The 14372-nt window shown below is 71.9% G+C and carries 17 protein-coding genes and 1 pseudogene; 16 read left to right on the forward strand and 2 right to left on the reverse strand.

Features of this window, described 5'->3' with window-relative positions; genetic code table 11:
- From AB0J09_RS36415 to AB0J09_RS36445, 7 genes are all read left to right on the forward strand, one after another.
- The coding region (locus AB0J09_RS36415; RefSeq protein ID WP_360701122.1) for a rod shape-determining protein at positions 1–531 on the forward strand (531 nt) is incomplete at its 5' end.
- Positions 528–1241 carry a rod shape-determining protein MreC gene (gene mreC / locus AB0J09_RS36420; protein ID WP_360701125.1) on the forward strand — a complete coding sequence of 238 codons (714 nt, stop codon included), beginning with the start codon at positions 528–530 and terminating at the stop codon, positions 1239–1241. The genes AB0J09_RS36415 and mreC, both read left to right, overlap by 4 nt.
- Before the next feature lie 3 nt (positions 1242–1244).
- Complete coding sequence (locus AB0J09_RS36425; RefSeq protein WP_360701128.1) at positions 1245–1706, forward strand: rod shape-determining protein MreD; 462 nt, start codon at positions 1245–1247, stop codon at positions 1704–1706.
- The gene (gene mrdA / locus AB0J09_RS36430; RefSeq protein WP_360701131.1) at positions 1699–3633 is read left to right on the forward strand and encodes a penicillin-binding protein 2; all 1935 of its coding nucleotides are present in this window, start codon (positions 1699–1701) and stop codon (positions 3631–3633) included. Before AB0J09_RS36425 ends, mrdA begins: the two co-directional genes overlap by 8 nt.
- Entirely contained in the window at positions 3630–4766 is a 1137-nt protein-coding gene (gene rodA, locus AB0J09_RS36435; protein ID WP_360701134.1) for a rod shape-determining protein RodA, read from the forward strand. Before mrdA ends, rodA begins: the two co-directional genes overlap by 4 nt.
- 67 nt (positions 4767–4833) lie before the next feature.
- A complete protein-coding gene (locus AB0J09_RS36440; RefSeq protein ID WP_360701137.1) occupies positions 4834–5571 on the forward strand; it encodes a helix-turn-helix domain-containing protein in 738 nt (245 codons plus the stop codon).
- A 41-nt stretch (positions 5572–5612) separates the two neighbouring features.
- A complete protein-coding gene (locus tag AB0J09_RS36445; RefSeq protein ID WP_360701139.1) occupies positions 5613–6203 on the forward strand; it encodes a DUF4291 domain-containing protein in 591 nt (196 codons plus the stop codon).
- On the opposite strand, the gene pip is transcribed toward AB0J09_RS36445, so the two are convergent.
- Entirely contained in the window at positions 6191–7147 is a 957-nt protein-coding gene (pip, locus tag AB0J09_RS36450; RefSeq protein WP_360701166.1) for a prolyl aminopeptidase, read from the reverse strand. The genes AB0J09_RS36445 and pip overlap by 13 nt on opposite strands.
- Positions 7148–7197: 50 nt before the next feature.
- On the opposite strand from pip, the gene AB0J09_RS36455 reads away from it, so the two are divergent.
- From AB0J09_RS36455 to AB0J09_RS36470, 4 genes are all read left to right on the forward strand, one after another.
- Positions 7198–7854 carry an epimerase gene (locus AB0J09_RS36455; protein WP_360701142.1) on the forward strand — a complete coding sequence of 219 codons (657 nt, stop codon included), beginning with the start codon at positions 7198–7200 and terminating at the stop codon, positions 7852–7854.
- Positions 7855–7934: 80 nt separating this feature from the next.
- Positions 7935–9011, forward strand: coding sequence for an LLM class flavin-dependent oxidoreductase (locus tag AB0J09_RS36460; RefSeq protein WP_360701145.1), 1077 nt, complete (start codon positions 7935–7937; stop codon positions 9009–9011).
- Positions 9012–9034: 23 nt separating this feature from the next.
- Positions 9035–9634: an FMN reductase gene (locus tag AB0J09_RS36465; protein WP_360701148.1), complete on the forward strand. Its 600-nt coding sequence runs from the start codon at positions 9035–9037 to the stop codon at positions 9632–9634.
- Between the two features lie 80 nt (positions 9635–9714).
- Positions 9715–10479, forward strand: coding sequence for a chitosanase (locus AB0J09_RS36470; RefSeq protein ID WP_360701150.1), 765 nt, complete (start codon positions 9715–9717; stop codon positions 10477–10479).
- Positions 10480–10683: 204 nt separating this feature from the next.
- Here AB0J09_RS36470 and AB0J09_RS36475 read toward each other — a convergent pair whose 3' ends face one another.
- Positions 10684–11595: a superoxide dismutase gene (locus AB0J09_RS36475; RefSeq protein WP_360701152.1), complete on the reverse strand. Its 912-nt coding sequence runs from the start codon at positions 11593–11595 to the stop codon at positions 10684–10686.
- Positions 11596–11728: 133 nt separating this feature from the next.
- On the opposite strand from AB0J09_RS36475, the gene AB0J09_RS36480 reads away from it, so the two are divergent.
- The 5 genes and pseudogenes from AB0J09_RS36480 to AB0J09_RS36500 form a co-directional block, all read left to right on the forward strand.
- Positions 11729–12238: a hypothetical protein gene (locus AB0J09_RS36480; protein WP_360701155.1), complete on the forward strand. Its 510-nt coding sequence runs from the start codon at positions 11729–11731 to the stop codon at positions 12236–12238.
- 28 nt (positions 12239–12266) lie between these two features.
- A complete protein-coding gene (locus tag AB0J09_RS36485) occupies positions 12267–12872 on the forward strand; it encodes a cyclodeaminase/cyclohydrolase family protein (protein WP_360701157.1) in 606 nt (201 codons plus the stop codon).
- Positions 12869–13696, forward strand: coding sequence for a bifunctional 5,10-methylenetetrahydrofolate dehydrogenase/5,10-methenyltetrahydrofolate cyclohydrolase (locus AB0J09_RS36490; RefSeq protein ID WP_360701160.1), 828 nt, complete (start codon positions 12869–12871; stop codon positions 13694–13696). Before AB0J09_RS36485 ends, AB0J09_RS36490 begins: the two co-directional genes overlap by 4 nt.
- A gap of 19 nt (positions 13697–13715) precedes the next feature.
- On the forward strand, positions 13716–14114 hold the full coding sequence (locus AB0J09_RS36495; protein WP_360701163.1) for a DUF5655 domain-containing protein: 399 nt from the start codon (positions 13716–13718) through the stop codon (positions 14112–14114).
- Positions 14107–14372 (forward strand): annotated as a pseudogene (locus AB0J09_RS36500) (type 1 glutamine amidotransferase); the annotation flags it as partial. The gene AB0J09_RS36495 and the pseudogene AB0J09_RS36500, both read left to right, overlap by 8 nt.

Here is a 14372-nt window from a genome sequence, read left to right on the forward strand (position 1 = left end):
CCCAGAGGCAGGCACCGGGTCGGTGTCGCCATCGCCGCCGGAGAAGGCGGGACGGTCCTCGTGGACGAGGAGGAGCCACAGCCCGCACCGCACCGCTGGAACCCGTTCAGGTCCAGACCCAAGCAGGACGGCGCGGCCCCGTCGGCCGCGCCGCGTCCGCCCGACCCGAAGGCCACCGCGCCGGTACGCGGCCGCGACCTGGTCAGCGGGCTGCCGAAGACGGCCGTCATCACCTCCGAGCAGGTCAGCGAGGCCATCGAGGACCAGGTGCAGGCCATCATCGACGCCGTGCAGGCGACGCTCGACCAGTGCCCGGCCGAGCTGGCGGGCGACCTGCTGGACAACGGCATCGTCCTGACCGGCGGCGGCGCCCTGTTACGCGGCCTGGCCGACCGGATGGGCGAGGCCACCGGCATGCCGATCCGGGTCGTGGACAAGCCGCTCTACTCGGTGGCGCTGGGCGCGGGCCGCTGCGTCGAGCGCTTCCAGGCGATGCGCGACGTCCTGCTGCCCGATTGGTCCCGTCGGTGAAGCGGACGTTCGTCCTGCTCGTGCTCGCCATCGGTGTCCTGCTCGTCGTGATCGACCGTACGCTGACGCCGCTGGCCCCAGTGCGGGCGGCGGGATCGACCGTGTACGGCACGCTCGAGAACGCGATCGGCGCGGTCACCCGGTCGATCGGCGGCGAGCAGCGGGTGCGGGCGCTGGAGCGCGAGAACGCGAAGCTGCGGGCCGACCTGCTGGCGGCCGCCCGGCCACCGCTGAAGCTGCGGGGCGTGGCCGCGCACGTGGTCGGGTTCGGCCAGGGGCAGCAGGTCACCGTCGACGCCGGGACCGGCGCGGGCGTCACGCGGGACGTGACGGTGCTGAACGCCGACGGCCTGGTCGGCAAGGTCACCTGGGCGGGCCCCTCCACGGCCTCGGTCTCCCTGATCACCGACGCGGGATCGTCGGTGGGCGCGCGCATGGCGGGCTCGGGCGAGCTGGGCCTGGTCACGGGGGGCGAAGGAGGGCTGCGGCTGAGCCTGTTCGACCCGAACGCGCCGCTGAAGGCCGGCGACCAGGTCGTGACGCTCGGCTCGGCGGGCGGGCGGCCGTACGTGGCCGGGGTTCCCATCGGCACGGTCTCCGCGATCGAGAGCGTGCCGGGCGCGGCCGTCCGCACGGCCTTGGTACGTCCCGCCGCCCGCCTGTCCGCGCTCGACCTCGTCTCGGTGGTCGTGCCGGATTCCAGGAGGTGAGCCGTGGGGCTCGTGGTGATGGTGTTCGCCGCCCCGCTCCTGCAGGTGCTGCTGGTCAACCGGTCGCCGTGGGGCGGACCTGACCTGGTGACGCTGGCCGTGATGTGGCTGGCGCTGGCCAGGGGGCCGGTGTGGGGCTGCGCGGCGGGGCTGGTGGCCGGGCTGGCCGCCGACGTGACGCCGCCCGCCGACGGCACGGTGGGCCGGACGGCGCTGGTGCTGTCGGTGGCAGGCCTGTTGGTGGGTTTCTGGCGTGAGGGAAGGCCACTTCCGGTGGCCGCGGCGGGCGCCGCCATGGGCGTCCTGCTGCAGGCCGCGGCCGCCGTGGCGCTCGGGGACGACCCCTGGACGGCGGTCGTCCCCGAGCTGCCACGCACGCTGGGCTGGACGGTGGTGCTCGGAGCGCTGGTGGGTGTCCTGCTCCTGCGGCGGCGGCCCCGCCGGATCGAGCCGTACCGTGTCTAGGGCCAGGCTGTTCGTGCTGCGGCTGGTCGTCGCGGCGATGATGCTCACGCTGGTGGGGCGGCTGTGGCAGCTGCAGGTGGTCAGCGGCGCGCAGTACGCGCAGGCGGCGGCCGAGGTGCGGATCAGGACCGCGACGCTGCCGCCGACCCGGGGCCAGATCCTCGACGTGGCCGGGCGTCCCCTGGTGACGAACAAGACCAGGCCGGTGGTCACGGTGGACGCGGTCGAGCTGGCCCACCAGCCGGACGGCGGGGAGGCGGTGCTGACCCGGCTGGGGCAGGTGCTGCGGCAGCCGTACCGGCAGATCGCGGAGAAGGTGCGGCTGTGCGGGCCCAGGGTGGCGCAGCCGTGCTGGCAGGGCTCGCCGTACGAGCCGATCCCGGTCTCCGAGGGCGTCACGGCGCTGCAGATCAGCGAGCAGCAGCAGGACTTCCCCGGCGTCCGCACGGAGCTGAGGCCCGTCCGGGCCTACCCGTTCGGCGCGGCCGCGGCGCACACGCTCGGGTACGTGCAGGGCGCGAAGGGCCGCGACGGGCTCGAAGCCGTGTACGACAAGGAGCTGGCCGGCAAGGCGGGACGGCGCGAGGTGGCCGTGGACAACACGGGGCGGGTCACCAGGACCATCCGGCTGGACCCGCCCGTCCCCGGCGACACGCTCGTGACCAGCATCGACTCCCGCGTCCAGACCATCGCCGAGCAGGCGCTGAGCAAGGCCCTGTCGAGCAGCGGCGGCTCGTCGGGCGCGGCCGTGGTGATGGAGTCGGACACCGGGCGGGTGGTCGCGCTGGCCGGGCGGCCCGCGTACGACCCGAGCGTGTGGACGGACGGCGTGACGGCCCGCGAGTACAAGGCGCTGCCGCTGCTGTCGCGGGCCGTGCAGGGCGAGTGGGCGCCCGGCTCCACCTGGAAGGTCACCTCGGTGGCCGCCGCCGCGTCCGCCGGGTACGGGCTCGGCGCCACGTACGACTGCCCGAGCGGCTACACCGTGGGCAACCGGCTGTTCAGGAACTTCGCCGGCGCGGACCTCGGCCTGATGACCATGCACGGGGCGCTGGTGGAGTCGTGCGACACGATCTTCTACCGGCTCGCCGACGAGCTCTGGCAGCGCGAGTCGGACGTCATGCAGAAGACCGCCCGCGGGTTCGGGTTCGGCAGGCCGACGGGCGTCGACCTGCCGGGCGAGGCGGCGGGCGCCGTGCCTGACGCGGTGTCGAAGAAGGCGTACTGGCAGGCCACGCGTAAGGAGAGCTGCCGCCGGGCGGTCAAGGGCTACCCGGAGATGGCCGACCAGGGGCGGGCCGCGTACCTGACGGCCATCGCCGGGGAGAACTGCCGGGGCGGCGGCGTTTGGCGGGGCGGCGACGCGGCCAACTTCGCCATCGGGCAGGGCGGCGTGCTGGTGACGCCGCTGCAGCTCGCCAGGGCGTACGCGGCCATCGCCAACGGCGGCACTCTCTACAGCCCGCGCGTGGGCCTGCGGATCGTGCGGCCCGATGGGAGCCCCGATGGGAGCACGGTGCGCACGATCGAGCCGCCGGTGGCGGGGAGACTGCCGGCCTCCGCCGAGACGCTGCGGTTCATCCGGCAGGCGCTGGGCCAGGTGCCGCGGTCGGGGACCGCGCAGGGCGCCTTCGAGAAGTTCCCGTTCGACCAGATCGCGGTGGCGGGGAAGACCGGCACGGCGGAGTCGTTCGGGCGGCGGGACACCTCCTGGTTCGCCTCGTTCGCCCCCGATCCCGCCTACACCGTGGTCGTCGTGCTGTCGGAGGGCGGCAGGGGCGCGGAGGGCGCGGCGCCCGCGGCCCGCGACATCTGGGAGGGCATCCTCGGGCTGACAGAGCGGCGAACGTTCAGGCCCGAGAGCGGTAGCTCGCGTGACCAGCGAGGGCCTAGTGAGCGCGACCATTCAACACAGGAGCGGCGATGATCCTTCTGAGTGGCAGGCAGCGGTTGGTGTGGGCGCCGACGCTGGCCGCGCCCGACTGGATCCTGACCCTGCTCGCGCTGGCCCTATCCGTGGTGGGGCTGCTGCTGGTGTGGTCGGCCACGCGGATGGGGGGCGACTACTCGCTGCTCGTGCGGCAGGCGGTCAGCGTCGGGATCGGGCTGGTGCTCATGTGGCTGGTCTCGCGGGTCGACCTGCGGGTGCTGCGGGCGTACGTGCCCGTGGTCTACGTGCTGGCCCTGGTGTCGCTCGCGGGCGTGCTCACCCCCTTGGGCGTGCGGGTGAACGGGGCGCACTCGTGGATCGTGCTGGCGCCGGGGGTGCAGTTCCAGCCGTCGGAGTTCGCCAAGGTGGCGCTCGCGCTGGCGTTCGCGGTGCCGCTCGGCGAGCTGCGCGACGGGCAGCGGCGGCCCGGGTTCGGAGGGGTGGTGCTGGCGTTGGCGCTGGCCGCGGTGCCGATCGGGCTGATCGCGCTGCAGCCGGACCTGGGGACGATGCTGGTGTTCGCGGCCATGGTGACGGGGTCGCTGCTGGTGTCGGGGGCGCCCAAACGGTGGCTGCTCGTGCTCTTCGCCGGGGCCGTGGGCGCGGGCGTGGCGGCCTGGAAACTGGGGCTGGTGCGGCCGTACCAGATCCAGCGGCTGCTCGTGCTGGCCAACCCCGCGTCCGACCCGGGCGGCGTGGGGTACAACGCCGCCCAGGCGCGCATCGCCATCGGATCAGGCGGCCTCTACGGCAAGGGCCTGTTCAACGGCGAGCAGACGGCCGGGCACTTCGTGCCCGAGCAGCACACCGACTTCATCTTCACCGTCGCGGGCGAGGAGCTCGGCTTCGCCGGCGCCGCGATCATCGTGCTGGCCGTGGGCGCGCTGCTGTGGCGCGGGCTGGCCATCGCGCGGCGCAGCGACTCCCCGTACGGGACGGTGCTGGCCGGTGGGCTCGTGTCGTGGATCGCGTTCCAGACGTTCGTGAACGTGGGCATGACCGTGGGCCTGGTGCCGATCGTGGGCGTGCCACTGCCGTTCGTCTCCTACGGCGGCTCGGCCACGGTCGCCGGGCTGGTGGCCATCGGGCTGCTACAGGCCGTTCACCGGACCAGGGCCATGGAGCCATAGCAGGTATCTCCGGACGGGTGTGCCGCGTGGGGTCGTGCAATTTTCAGATACCGAAGATGCTTGATGGATGACCGGCGAAGAACCCAGCGATCTCATCCGCAGCGTCTCCCGCGCGCTCCGCGTGCTGGAAGAGGTCTCGCGGGCCGACCGGCCGCTGTCGGTCAAGGTCATCGCCCGCCGCTGCGGCCTCAACTTGTCGACCTCCTACCACCTGGTCCGGACCCTCTGTTACGAGGGTTACCTGCACCGGCGGCCGGAAGGCGACTACTTACCCGGCTCCCAGCTGGCCGAGCGGTTCCACGAGATGCTGGAGTCGTTCGAGCGGCCGCCGCGCGCCTCCGAGGTGCTGCGGCACCTGGCCGACTCATCCGGCCACACCGCCTACCTGGCCCAGCTCGCCCACGGGCGGCTGATGGTGGTGGACCTCGCGGAGGGGCCGCGCTCCCCGTGGCTGGAAGACCTGCAGTCGGGCCTGGAGACGGCGCCGCACGCCACCGCGCTCGGCAAGGCGTTGCTGCTCGCCCTCCCGTATCCGGCCCGGCACGGCGTCCTCACCGGGTACGGCCTGCGCCGCTTCACCTCCGCGACCCCGGCGAGCGTGGAGGACGTGGAGGAGGAGCTGGCGGGACTGCGGCCGGGGCAGGTGGTGGAGGAGCACGGGCAGTTCAGGGAGGAGGTGGCGTGCGCGGGCGCGGCCGTGCCCGGCACGCAGTGGGCGATCGGCATCTCGGCCCGCGGCCTGGCCATCCCCCCGGCCGCCACCGCCCACCTGGCGCTCGCGGTCCGGGACCTGGCGCGGCCATAATCCGTTGCCTTCGAGTACGGATCTTCGCCACTCTGGGCGGCATGAACGTGCCCTACCGGCAGATCCGTGCCGCCTACACCGAGGAGTCGATCACCGTTTACCAGGCCTATGACCCCGGCGTCGCCGAGCCCGCCGTGGCGGCGCAGCGCTTCGTGGCGCCGTTCAAGCGGGAGCGGATGACCTGGATCAAGCCGTCGTTCCTGTGGATGATGTACAGGTGCGGGTACGCGACCAAGCCCGGGCAGGGACGGGTGCTGGCGATCTCGCTGTCCCGGGAGGGGTTCGCCTGGGCGCTGGCGCACTCGTGCCTCAGCCATGACGACAGGCGCCCGGAGTGGGCCGAACGGGTACGCCGCAGCCCGGTGCGGATCCAGTGGGATCCTGAGCGCGGCGTGCGGCACGAGGCGCTGCCGTACCGGTCGATCCAGATCGGGCTGTCCGGGGAGGCGGTGCGGCGCTACGTGGAGGAGTGGACGCTCGGGATCACCGACATCACGGACCGGGTGCGCGAGGTGCGCGCGGCGGTGTCGGGCCGCGCGGAGGTGTCCGGCCTGCTGCCGCTGGAGCGGCCCTATCCCCTGCCTGACGACATCATGGAGACGATCGGGGCGCGTGCCGGTCAGTTGGAGTAGCGGAAGCGGTCGGTGGCCTGGGTGAGCAGGCGGCGGGTGCCGGGCTCGGAGCCGCCGTGGCCGGCGTCCTCCACGATGTGAAGCTCCGCCTCGGGCCAGGCCCGGTGCAGGTCCCACGCCTGGCTCGGCGGCGTCTTGATGTCGTAGCGGCCGTTCACGATGACCGCGGGGATGTGCCGTATGCGGTCGATTCCGGCGAGAAGGCCCTGGCCGGGGAGGAAGCCGCCGTTGCCGATGTAGTGGTGGGTGATGCGGGCGAACGCCACCACCATGGCGTCGTCGAGGCCGGGCGGCGGCACCGGCAGCAGGGTGTTGGCGGAGAGCTCCCAGCCCATCCAGGCACGGGCCGCGGGGACGTGGACCGCGGGGTCGGGGTCGGTGATGCGCCGGCCGTAGGCGGCGACGAGGTCGTCCTGCTCGCCGGCCGGGATCGGGGCGCGGAACGCCGCCCACTCGGCGGGGAAGAGGTTGGCCGCGCCGGCCGGGGTGAAGGCCCAGGCCTCATCCGACGGGCGGACGAGCCACACGCCGCGCAGCACGAGTTCGGTGACCCGGCCGGGGTGGGCTTGGGCGTAGGCCAGGCCGAGTGTGGTGCCCCAGCTGCCGCCGAAGACGAGCCAGCGGTCGATCGCCAGGTGCTCGCGCAGCCGTTCGATGTCGGCGACCAGATGCGGGGTCGTGTTGTGCTCCAGCGACACCTCCGGGTCGCCGGCGAAGGGGCGGCTGCGGCCGCAGTTGCGCTGGTCGAACAGCACGATCCGGTACGCGGATGGATCGAAGAACCGCCGGCTGTCCGGGATCAGGCCCCCGCCGGGACCGCCGTGCAGGAACAAGGCGGGCTTGCCCGCGGGATTGCCGCAGGTCTCCCAGTAGATCTCGTTGCCGTCGCCGACACCGAGCATCCCGGAGTCGTACGGCTCTGCCGGCGGATACCAGTCCATCACACTCATGGGACCCTAGTACGGAACGCCGACGCTCGAACGGATGGCATGCGATGAGAGTGATCCTCTTCGGGGCGACCGGGATGGTCGGGCGCGGGGTGCTCAGGGAGTGCCTGCTCGATGACCGGGTGACCGCCGTGCTCACGGTCGGGCGCGCCCCGACGGGGCTGGTGCACGCCAAGCTGCGCGAGATCCGGCACGACGATCTGCTGGATCTGACCGCGATCGAGGAAGAGCTGGGCGGCTACGACGCCTGCTTCTTCTGCCTCGGGGTCTCGTCGGCGGGCATGAGCGAGAAGGACTACCGGCGGGTCACGTACGACTTCACGCTGTCGGCAGGGCGCACGCTGGCGCGGCTCAGCCCGGGCTCGACGTTCGTGTACGTGTCGGGCGCCGGGACCGACGCCCAGGGGCGGTCCATGTGGGCCAGGGTGAAGGGCGCGACCGAGAACGCCCTGCTCGCGCTGCCGCTGGAGGCGTACATGTTCCGCCCCGGCTATATCCAGCCGATGCACGGTGTGACGTCGCGCACCCGGCTCTATCGGGTGGCGTACGTGGTGACGCGGCCCCTCTATCCGATGCTGCGCCTGCTGTTCCCGTCGGCGGTCACCACGACGGAGCAGATCGGGCGGGCCATGATCGCGGTCGCCGAGCGCGGCGCGCCCGAGCGGATCCTGGGCCCCTCCGGCATCAACGCTCTCGCCTCCTGAGCACCCATGGTGGAATATCCCAGAAGCGCTGAGCGCTACCGTAGCCGTCAAAGATTCAACAGTCATGGATGGTGACTAAAGTGCAGTTCGGACTCTTCAGCGTGGGCGACGTCACCACGGACCCCACCACAGGCAGGACGCCGACCGAGCACGAGCGGATCAAGGCGATGGTGGCGATCGCGCTCAAGGCCGAGGAGGTCGGGCTCGACGTGTTCGCGACGGGCGAGCACCACAACCCGCCTTTCGTGCCGTCCTCGCCGACCACCATGCTCGGCTACATCGCGGCCAAGACCGAGCGCCTGGTCCTGTCCACCGCCACCACGTTGATCACGACCAACGACCCGGTCAAGATCGCCGAGGACTTCGCCATGCTGCAGCACCTGGCGGACGGGCGGGTGGACCTCATGCTGGGCCGGGGCAACACCGGGCCCGTCTACCCCTGGTTCGGGCAGGACATCAGGAACGGCATCCCGCTCGCCCTCGAGAACTACGCGCTCCTGCACAAGCTCTGGCGTGAGGACGTCGTCGACTGGGAGGGGCGCTTCCGTACGCCGCTGCAGGGCTTCACCTCGACGCCGCGCCCGCTGGACGGGGTGCCGCCGTTCGTGTGGCACGGCTCGATCCGCAGCCCCGAGATCGCCGAGCAGGCCGCCTACTACGGCGACGGCTTCTTCGCCAACAACATCTTCTGGCCGAAGGAGCACTTCATGCGCCTGATCCACCTCTACCGGCAGCGGTACGCCCACTACGGCCACGGCACGGCGGAGCAGGCCGTCGTGGGCCTGGGCGGCCAGGTGTTCATGCGCAAGAACTCGCAGGACGCGGTGCGCGAGTTCCGCCCGTACTTCAACGAGGCTCCCGTGTACGGCCACGGGCCGTCGCTGGAGGAGTTCATGGCGGAGACCCCGCTCACCGTGGGCAGCCCGCAGCAGGTCATCGACAGGACCCTCGAGTTCAGGGAGTACTTCGGCGACTACCAGCGGCAGCTGTTCCTGATGGACCACGCGGGCCTGCCGCTGAAGACCGTGCTGGAGCAGCTCGACATCCTCGGTGAGGAGGTCGTGCCGGTGCTGCGCAAGGAGTTCGCCAAGGACCGCCCCGCCGAGGTGCCCGACGCGCCCACCCACGCGTCCCGTATCCCCGCCGTCACCGCCTGACCACCGGAAAGGAGACCGACCAGATGAAGCTCGTCGTCGTCACGGCGGGTCTGACCCAGCCCTCCTCCACCCGCCTCCTCGCCGACCGCCTGGCCGAGGCCGTCACGCGGCAGGTGGAGGCCGAGGTACGCGTGATCGAACTGCGTGACCTCGCCGTGGACATCGCGAACAACTTCGTGACCGGCTTCCCGAACGGCAGGCTGCGCGAGGCGATCGAGGCGGTGACGGAGGCCGACGGGCTCATCGCGGTCACGCCGATCTTCAGCGGCTCGTACAGCGGCCTGTTCAAGTCGTTCTTCGATGTGATCGACAACGCCGCGCTGGCGGGCAAGCCCGTGCTCATCGCCGCCACCGGCGGCACCGCCCGCCACTCGCTGGCGCTGGAGCACGCGCTGCGCCCGCTCTTCGCCTACCTGCGCGCCGTCGTCGTCCCCACCGCCGTCTACGCGGCCTCGGAGGACTGGGGTGGCGCGAGCGACCCCTTCACCGACGGGCTCGGCCCGCGCATCGCCCGTGCCGCGGAGGAGCTGGCCGATCTCCTGCGGCACCGCAGGCCCAGGGCCGAGGCCGAGGAGGTCGTCCCGTTCGAGGAGCAACTGGCGGCGCTGCGTCCCAGGAGTTAGTTTTCGCCACACATGACACGCTCCCGGAGTATGGTTCGTTAGGAAGCTTTCCTAACAACCCCCCTCCGACAGGAGCGCATGTGCTGACCGCCACACTCCTGACCCTCTCCCTCACCATCACTGGAACGGGTCCGGTCGACCTCACCGATCCGCACAAGAAGGACATCGCCATGCAGTTGGTGTCCAGCGCGGAGAACTCCTCGCTCGATTGGAAGGCCCAGTACGGCTACATCGAGGACATCGAGGACGACCGCGGCTACACGGCCGGGATCATCGGCTTCTGCTCCGGCACGAGCGACATGCTGGAGCTGGTCGAGCTCTACGCCGAGCGTGAGCCCGGCAACGTCCTGGCCAAATACCTCCCGGCGCTGCGCAAGGTGAACGGCACCGACTCCCACAAGGGCCTCGACCCCAACTTCACCAAGGACTGGAAGACGGCCGCCAAGGACCCCGTCTTCCAGCAGGCCCAGAACGACGAGCGCGACCGCGTCTACTTCAACCCGGCCGTGAAGCAGGCCAAACAGGACGGGCTGCGGGCGCTCGGCCAGTTCGTCTACTACGACGCCATGGTCATGCACGGGCCCGGCAGCGACAAGCTGAGCTTCGGCGGCATCAGGAAGTCCGCCCTGGCCAAGGCCAAGCCGCCCGTGCAGGGCGGGAACGAGGTGACGTACCTGAACGCGTTCCTCGACGCGCGGAAGGCGGCGATGAAGGCGGAGGAGGCGCACGAGGACACGACGCGGGTGGACACGATGCAGCGCGTGTTCCTGAAGAACGGCAACCTCGACCTGAACCCGCCGCTGACCTGGAAGGTCTACGGCGACAGCTACACGATCAAGAAGTGACACCCGCCGCGCTCAGGTGAGCGCGGCCCACCCGGCCACCGGCCGCGCTTGATCGCCCGTGGGCTGCCCACCACCAGCCGCGCCGCCTGTCACGGGGGCACGGCTGGTGGTCGGCACGGCCGCACGGTGCCCGTCTGGCACGAGTGCGGCACGCGCGGCCCCGGCATCCGCCGCCCTTTCGCCGAGTGAGGGTGCGGTCCGGGGTCAGGGCTTGATGGCGACCACCGTGTACGGCGTGTCAGGGGCCGGAGTCGTCGTGAAGCGGGCGTTGGGCAGATAGAGGCGGTCACCGTAGGCGGCCACCGTCGTCGGGATGTCGAACCGCGGATCGGTCAGCCGTTTCACGACTTTTCCTGACGAGCCATCCCCCGCCAGGCTGACGACGGCGACCGTGTTCAGGCGGTTCTGCACGGCGTACAGGGTGCGGCCGGACAGCAGCAGGCCGTCGCCGTTGACCAGCGACTCACCGCCCAGATCCACCTCGGTGGTGACCCCGGAGGACGGGTCCACCTCGAACAGCTTGCCGGTGTTCGACTGGACGATCAGCAGCGACTTCCGGTCAGGACTGGGGGCGATGCCGTTGGCGTTGTTCCCGGTCGTGTACTGGATGGCGCCCGAGAGCGGGATCTTGACGGCCTCGCCGGGCAGCGAGCCGCCGCGCCCGAGCTCGAGCTTGTAGAGCACCGGGTTGGTGGAGTCGGTGAAGTACGCGGCGTGCCCCGTGAGGATGACGTCGTTGACGAACGACGGGCCGGTGGCCAGCGTGTACGACTTGAGCACCTCGCCGGTGCGCAGGTCGATCACCCGGGCGTCGCCCCCGCTGCCCCCGGCCACGAACAGCCGCCCGCGCCCGTCGCTCTTCAGCCCGAGCGATGGCGTGCCCGGGCCCTTGCTGATGACGGAACCCTTGCCGGTGCGCAGGTCTGCCCGGTAGATGTTTCCGGTCGCGCGGGAGCCGAAGTAGGCGTACGGCCCCGGCCCGATCGCGATGCCCTCCGGCTGGAACCCGTTCGGCAGGGCGAACGTGTCCGGCTTCCCGCGGGCCTGCGCCGGAGCGCTGACGAGCAGGACTGCGAAGAGGGCGCTGAGTGCGGTCTTCAGGATCGCGGATCTCATGCGCCCCACGATGCCCGGGGCCGCGGCCCCGGCAAAGGCCAGAGGCGGGCTTCACAGGGAGTTTTCAGCATCACCCCACGCCGGGGCGATCGCGCGGTAGCTTGGGACACAAGCGAACAAACGGGGTTGAGTCATGTCAAACGGTGCCCGTCACGCTCTGGGAGTGCTCGCAGGGCTGCTCCTTCCTCCGCTGGTCGCCGCCGGGCTGTGGTACGGCGTCGGCGAGATCCTGGTCAGATCCAGGGCGACGTTCCAGATCTCCTGGCTCGGGCTGGCCGTGGTCGCCGCGTCGGGACTCGTGCTGGCGTTCCTGGCCGGTTCGCGGCTGTCGCCCATCGCCTCCCTGCTGGGCGGTCTGGCGTTCACCGCCCTCGGCATCCTGCCCACGGTCGAGCTGCAGGGCCTGCGGGTGCTGCCCGACCAGTGGTTGCCGGCCACCCTGGAGGCGGGGTTCCAGACGGTGGCGTACTCGGGGGTGCTGCTGTTCCTGGGGGTGGCGCTGCTGGTCGTCTCGATGTTCCCGTCGCGGTGGCGGTCCTCGGCGGGGCCTGCCGAGTACTCGACCGCGTACAGCTCGGCGCCCTCGCCGTACCTCCCGCAGAGCGGACCGGAGGACGCCACGCGGCCGATGTACCGCGAATGAGGGGTGCATGGCCTGGCAGAATGCCGCCATGCGCGACACAAAGATCGTCGACTTCCTGGCCGAGCTGGCCGCCAGGGTGCCCGCGCCGGGCGGCGGCGCCACGGCGGCCCTGCACGCGGCGCAGGCCGCGGCGCTGCTCGGCATGGTCGCCCGCTACACGACCGGTGAGAGGTACGCCTCCCACGCCGAGACCGTCGTCGCCGTGATCGGCGAGGCCGACACCCTGCGGGCCAGGACGTTGCGGCTGGCCGAGGAGGACGCGGCGGCGTTCACCGCGGTCACCGACGCGTACCGGCTGCCCAAGGGTGAGGAGCGCAGCGCCGCCATCGCCAGGGCGCTGGCCGGCGCGGCCGAGCCGCCCGCCAGGGTGGTCGAGTCCGCCACGCGGGTGATCGAGCTGTGCGAGGTCCTGCTGCCCATCTGCAACCGCAACGTCGTCACCGACGTGGCCGCCGCCGCGGAGGCCGCGCGCGCCGCGCTCACCACGGCCAGGGTGAACGTCGAGGTCAACCTGTCCGGCATCAAGGACCAGCAGGTACGCGAGAAGCTGAACCACCGTGTCTCCGGCGTGGACGCGGCCGTCGCCAGGGCAGACTGGGTGACCGCCGAGGTACGCGAGGAGATCAAGTCGTGAAGACGCTGACCGGGAAAGAGCTGGCCGCCGCCATCAGGGCCCAGACGGAGGCCGAGGCGGCGGCGGGCCCGCAGCCGCGGCTGGCCGTGGTCGTGGCCACGGACGACGAGGCGAGCCTGTGGTACGTCCGGTCCATCGCCAAGGCGGCGGCCGGCGTGGGCATCGCCTGCGACCTGGTCGACCTCGGCCCCGAGGCCGCGCCGGAGCGGATCGACGAGACGCTGGCCAAGCTCAGCGCCGACGCCAACGTCCACGGCGTCATGCTGCAGACCCCGCTGCCCGCCGGCGCCTCCGCGCAGCGGCTGGCCGCGGCCATCGATCCGCGCAAGGACGTCGACGGCGCCAACCCGCTCTCGCTCGGCCGGCTCGCCGCCGGGCTGCCCGCGTTCGCGCCCGCCACGGCGGCGGCCGTGATGGCGCTGCTCGACCACTACGAGGTGGAGCTGGAGGGCAGGCGTGCGGTGGTGGTGGGGCGCTCGACCGTGGTGGGCAAACCGCTGGCGCACCTGCTGCTCGACCGGCACGCCACCGTCACCGTCTGCCACTCGCGCACCCGCGACCTGGCCGCCGTCACCTCCACCGCCGAGGTGCTGGTCGCGGCGGTGGGCCGGCCGGGGCTGATCGGCGCCGGGCACGTCGCGCCGGGCGCGGTGGTGATCGACGTCGGCACCAATCCCACGGACGACGGCGGGCTGATCGGCGACGTCGACTTCGACGCGGTGGCGGAGGTGGCAGGGGCGCTCACGCCGGTGCCCGGCGGCGTCGGCCCGGTGACCACCGCGCTGCTGCTCCGCCACACGGCGAGGGCGGCGAACCTGCCATGACCACGTTAACGGGGCTGTCGTGAGCCGGTGGACGTGCCCGCAGTGCGATCGGGAGTTCGCGCGGGCCCGGCAGTCGCACGTGTGCGTGCCCGGCTGCACGGTGGACGAGACGTTCGCGCCGCACCCGCCCGTCTACCGCGAGATCTACGACCGCCTCGTCGGCCGGCTCGGGCCGCTCCACGAGGACGCGGTGCGGGTCGGGGTGTTCCTCAAGAGCGAGCGCAAGTTCGCCGAGATACGCCCGAAGGCACGCAGCCTCAACCTGTGGCTGGAGCTGCCCAGGCAGGTCGAGCATCCGCTGATCTCCCGGGCGCTGCCGATCGGCGGCGGGCGGACGGCGCACCTCTTCAAGCTCACCCGCGTGGAGGACGTGGATGAGCAGATCTTGGACTGGATGGCGGAGGGTTTCGATGGGTGACGTACTGATCGTTCAGAACAGCAGGAGCGGCGGCCCCGGCCGGCTGGGTGGCTGGCTGGAGGAGGCCGGGCTGGAGCTGGACGTCGTGCTCGCCCACGAGGGCGCTCCCCTGCCCGGCCGCCTGGATCACGCCGCCATGATCATGCTCGGCGGCGGCTACCTGCCCGGTGACGACGACAAGGCGCCGTGGCTGGCCGACGCCAGGCGGCTGGTGGGGCAGGCGCTGGAGGACGGCGTGCCGGTGTTCGGCATCTGCCT

The organism is Nonomuraea sp. NPDC049784, from assembly GCF_040659615.1.
Taxonomy (GTDB): domain Bacteria; phylum Actinomycetota; class Actinomycetes; order Streptosporangiales; family Streptosporangiaceae; genus Nonomuraea.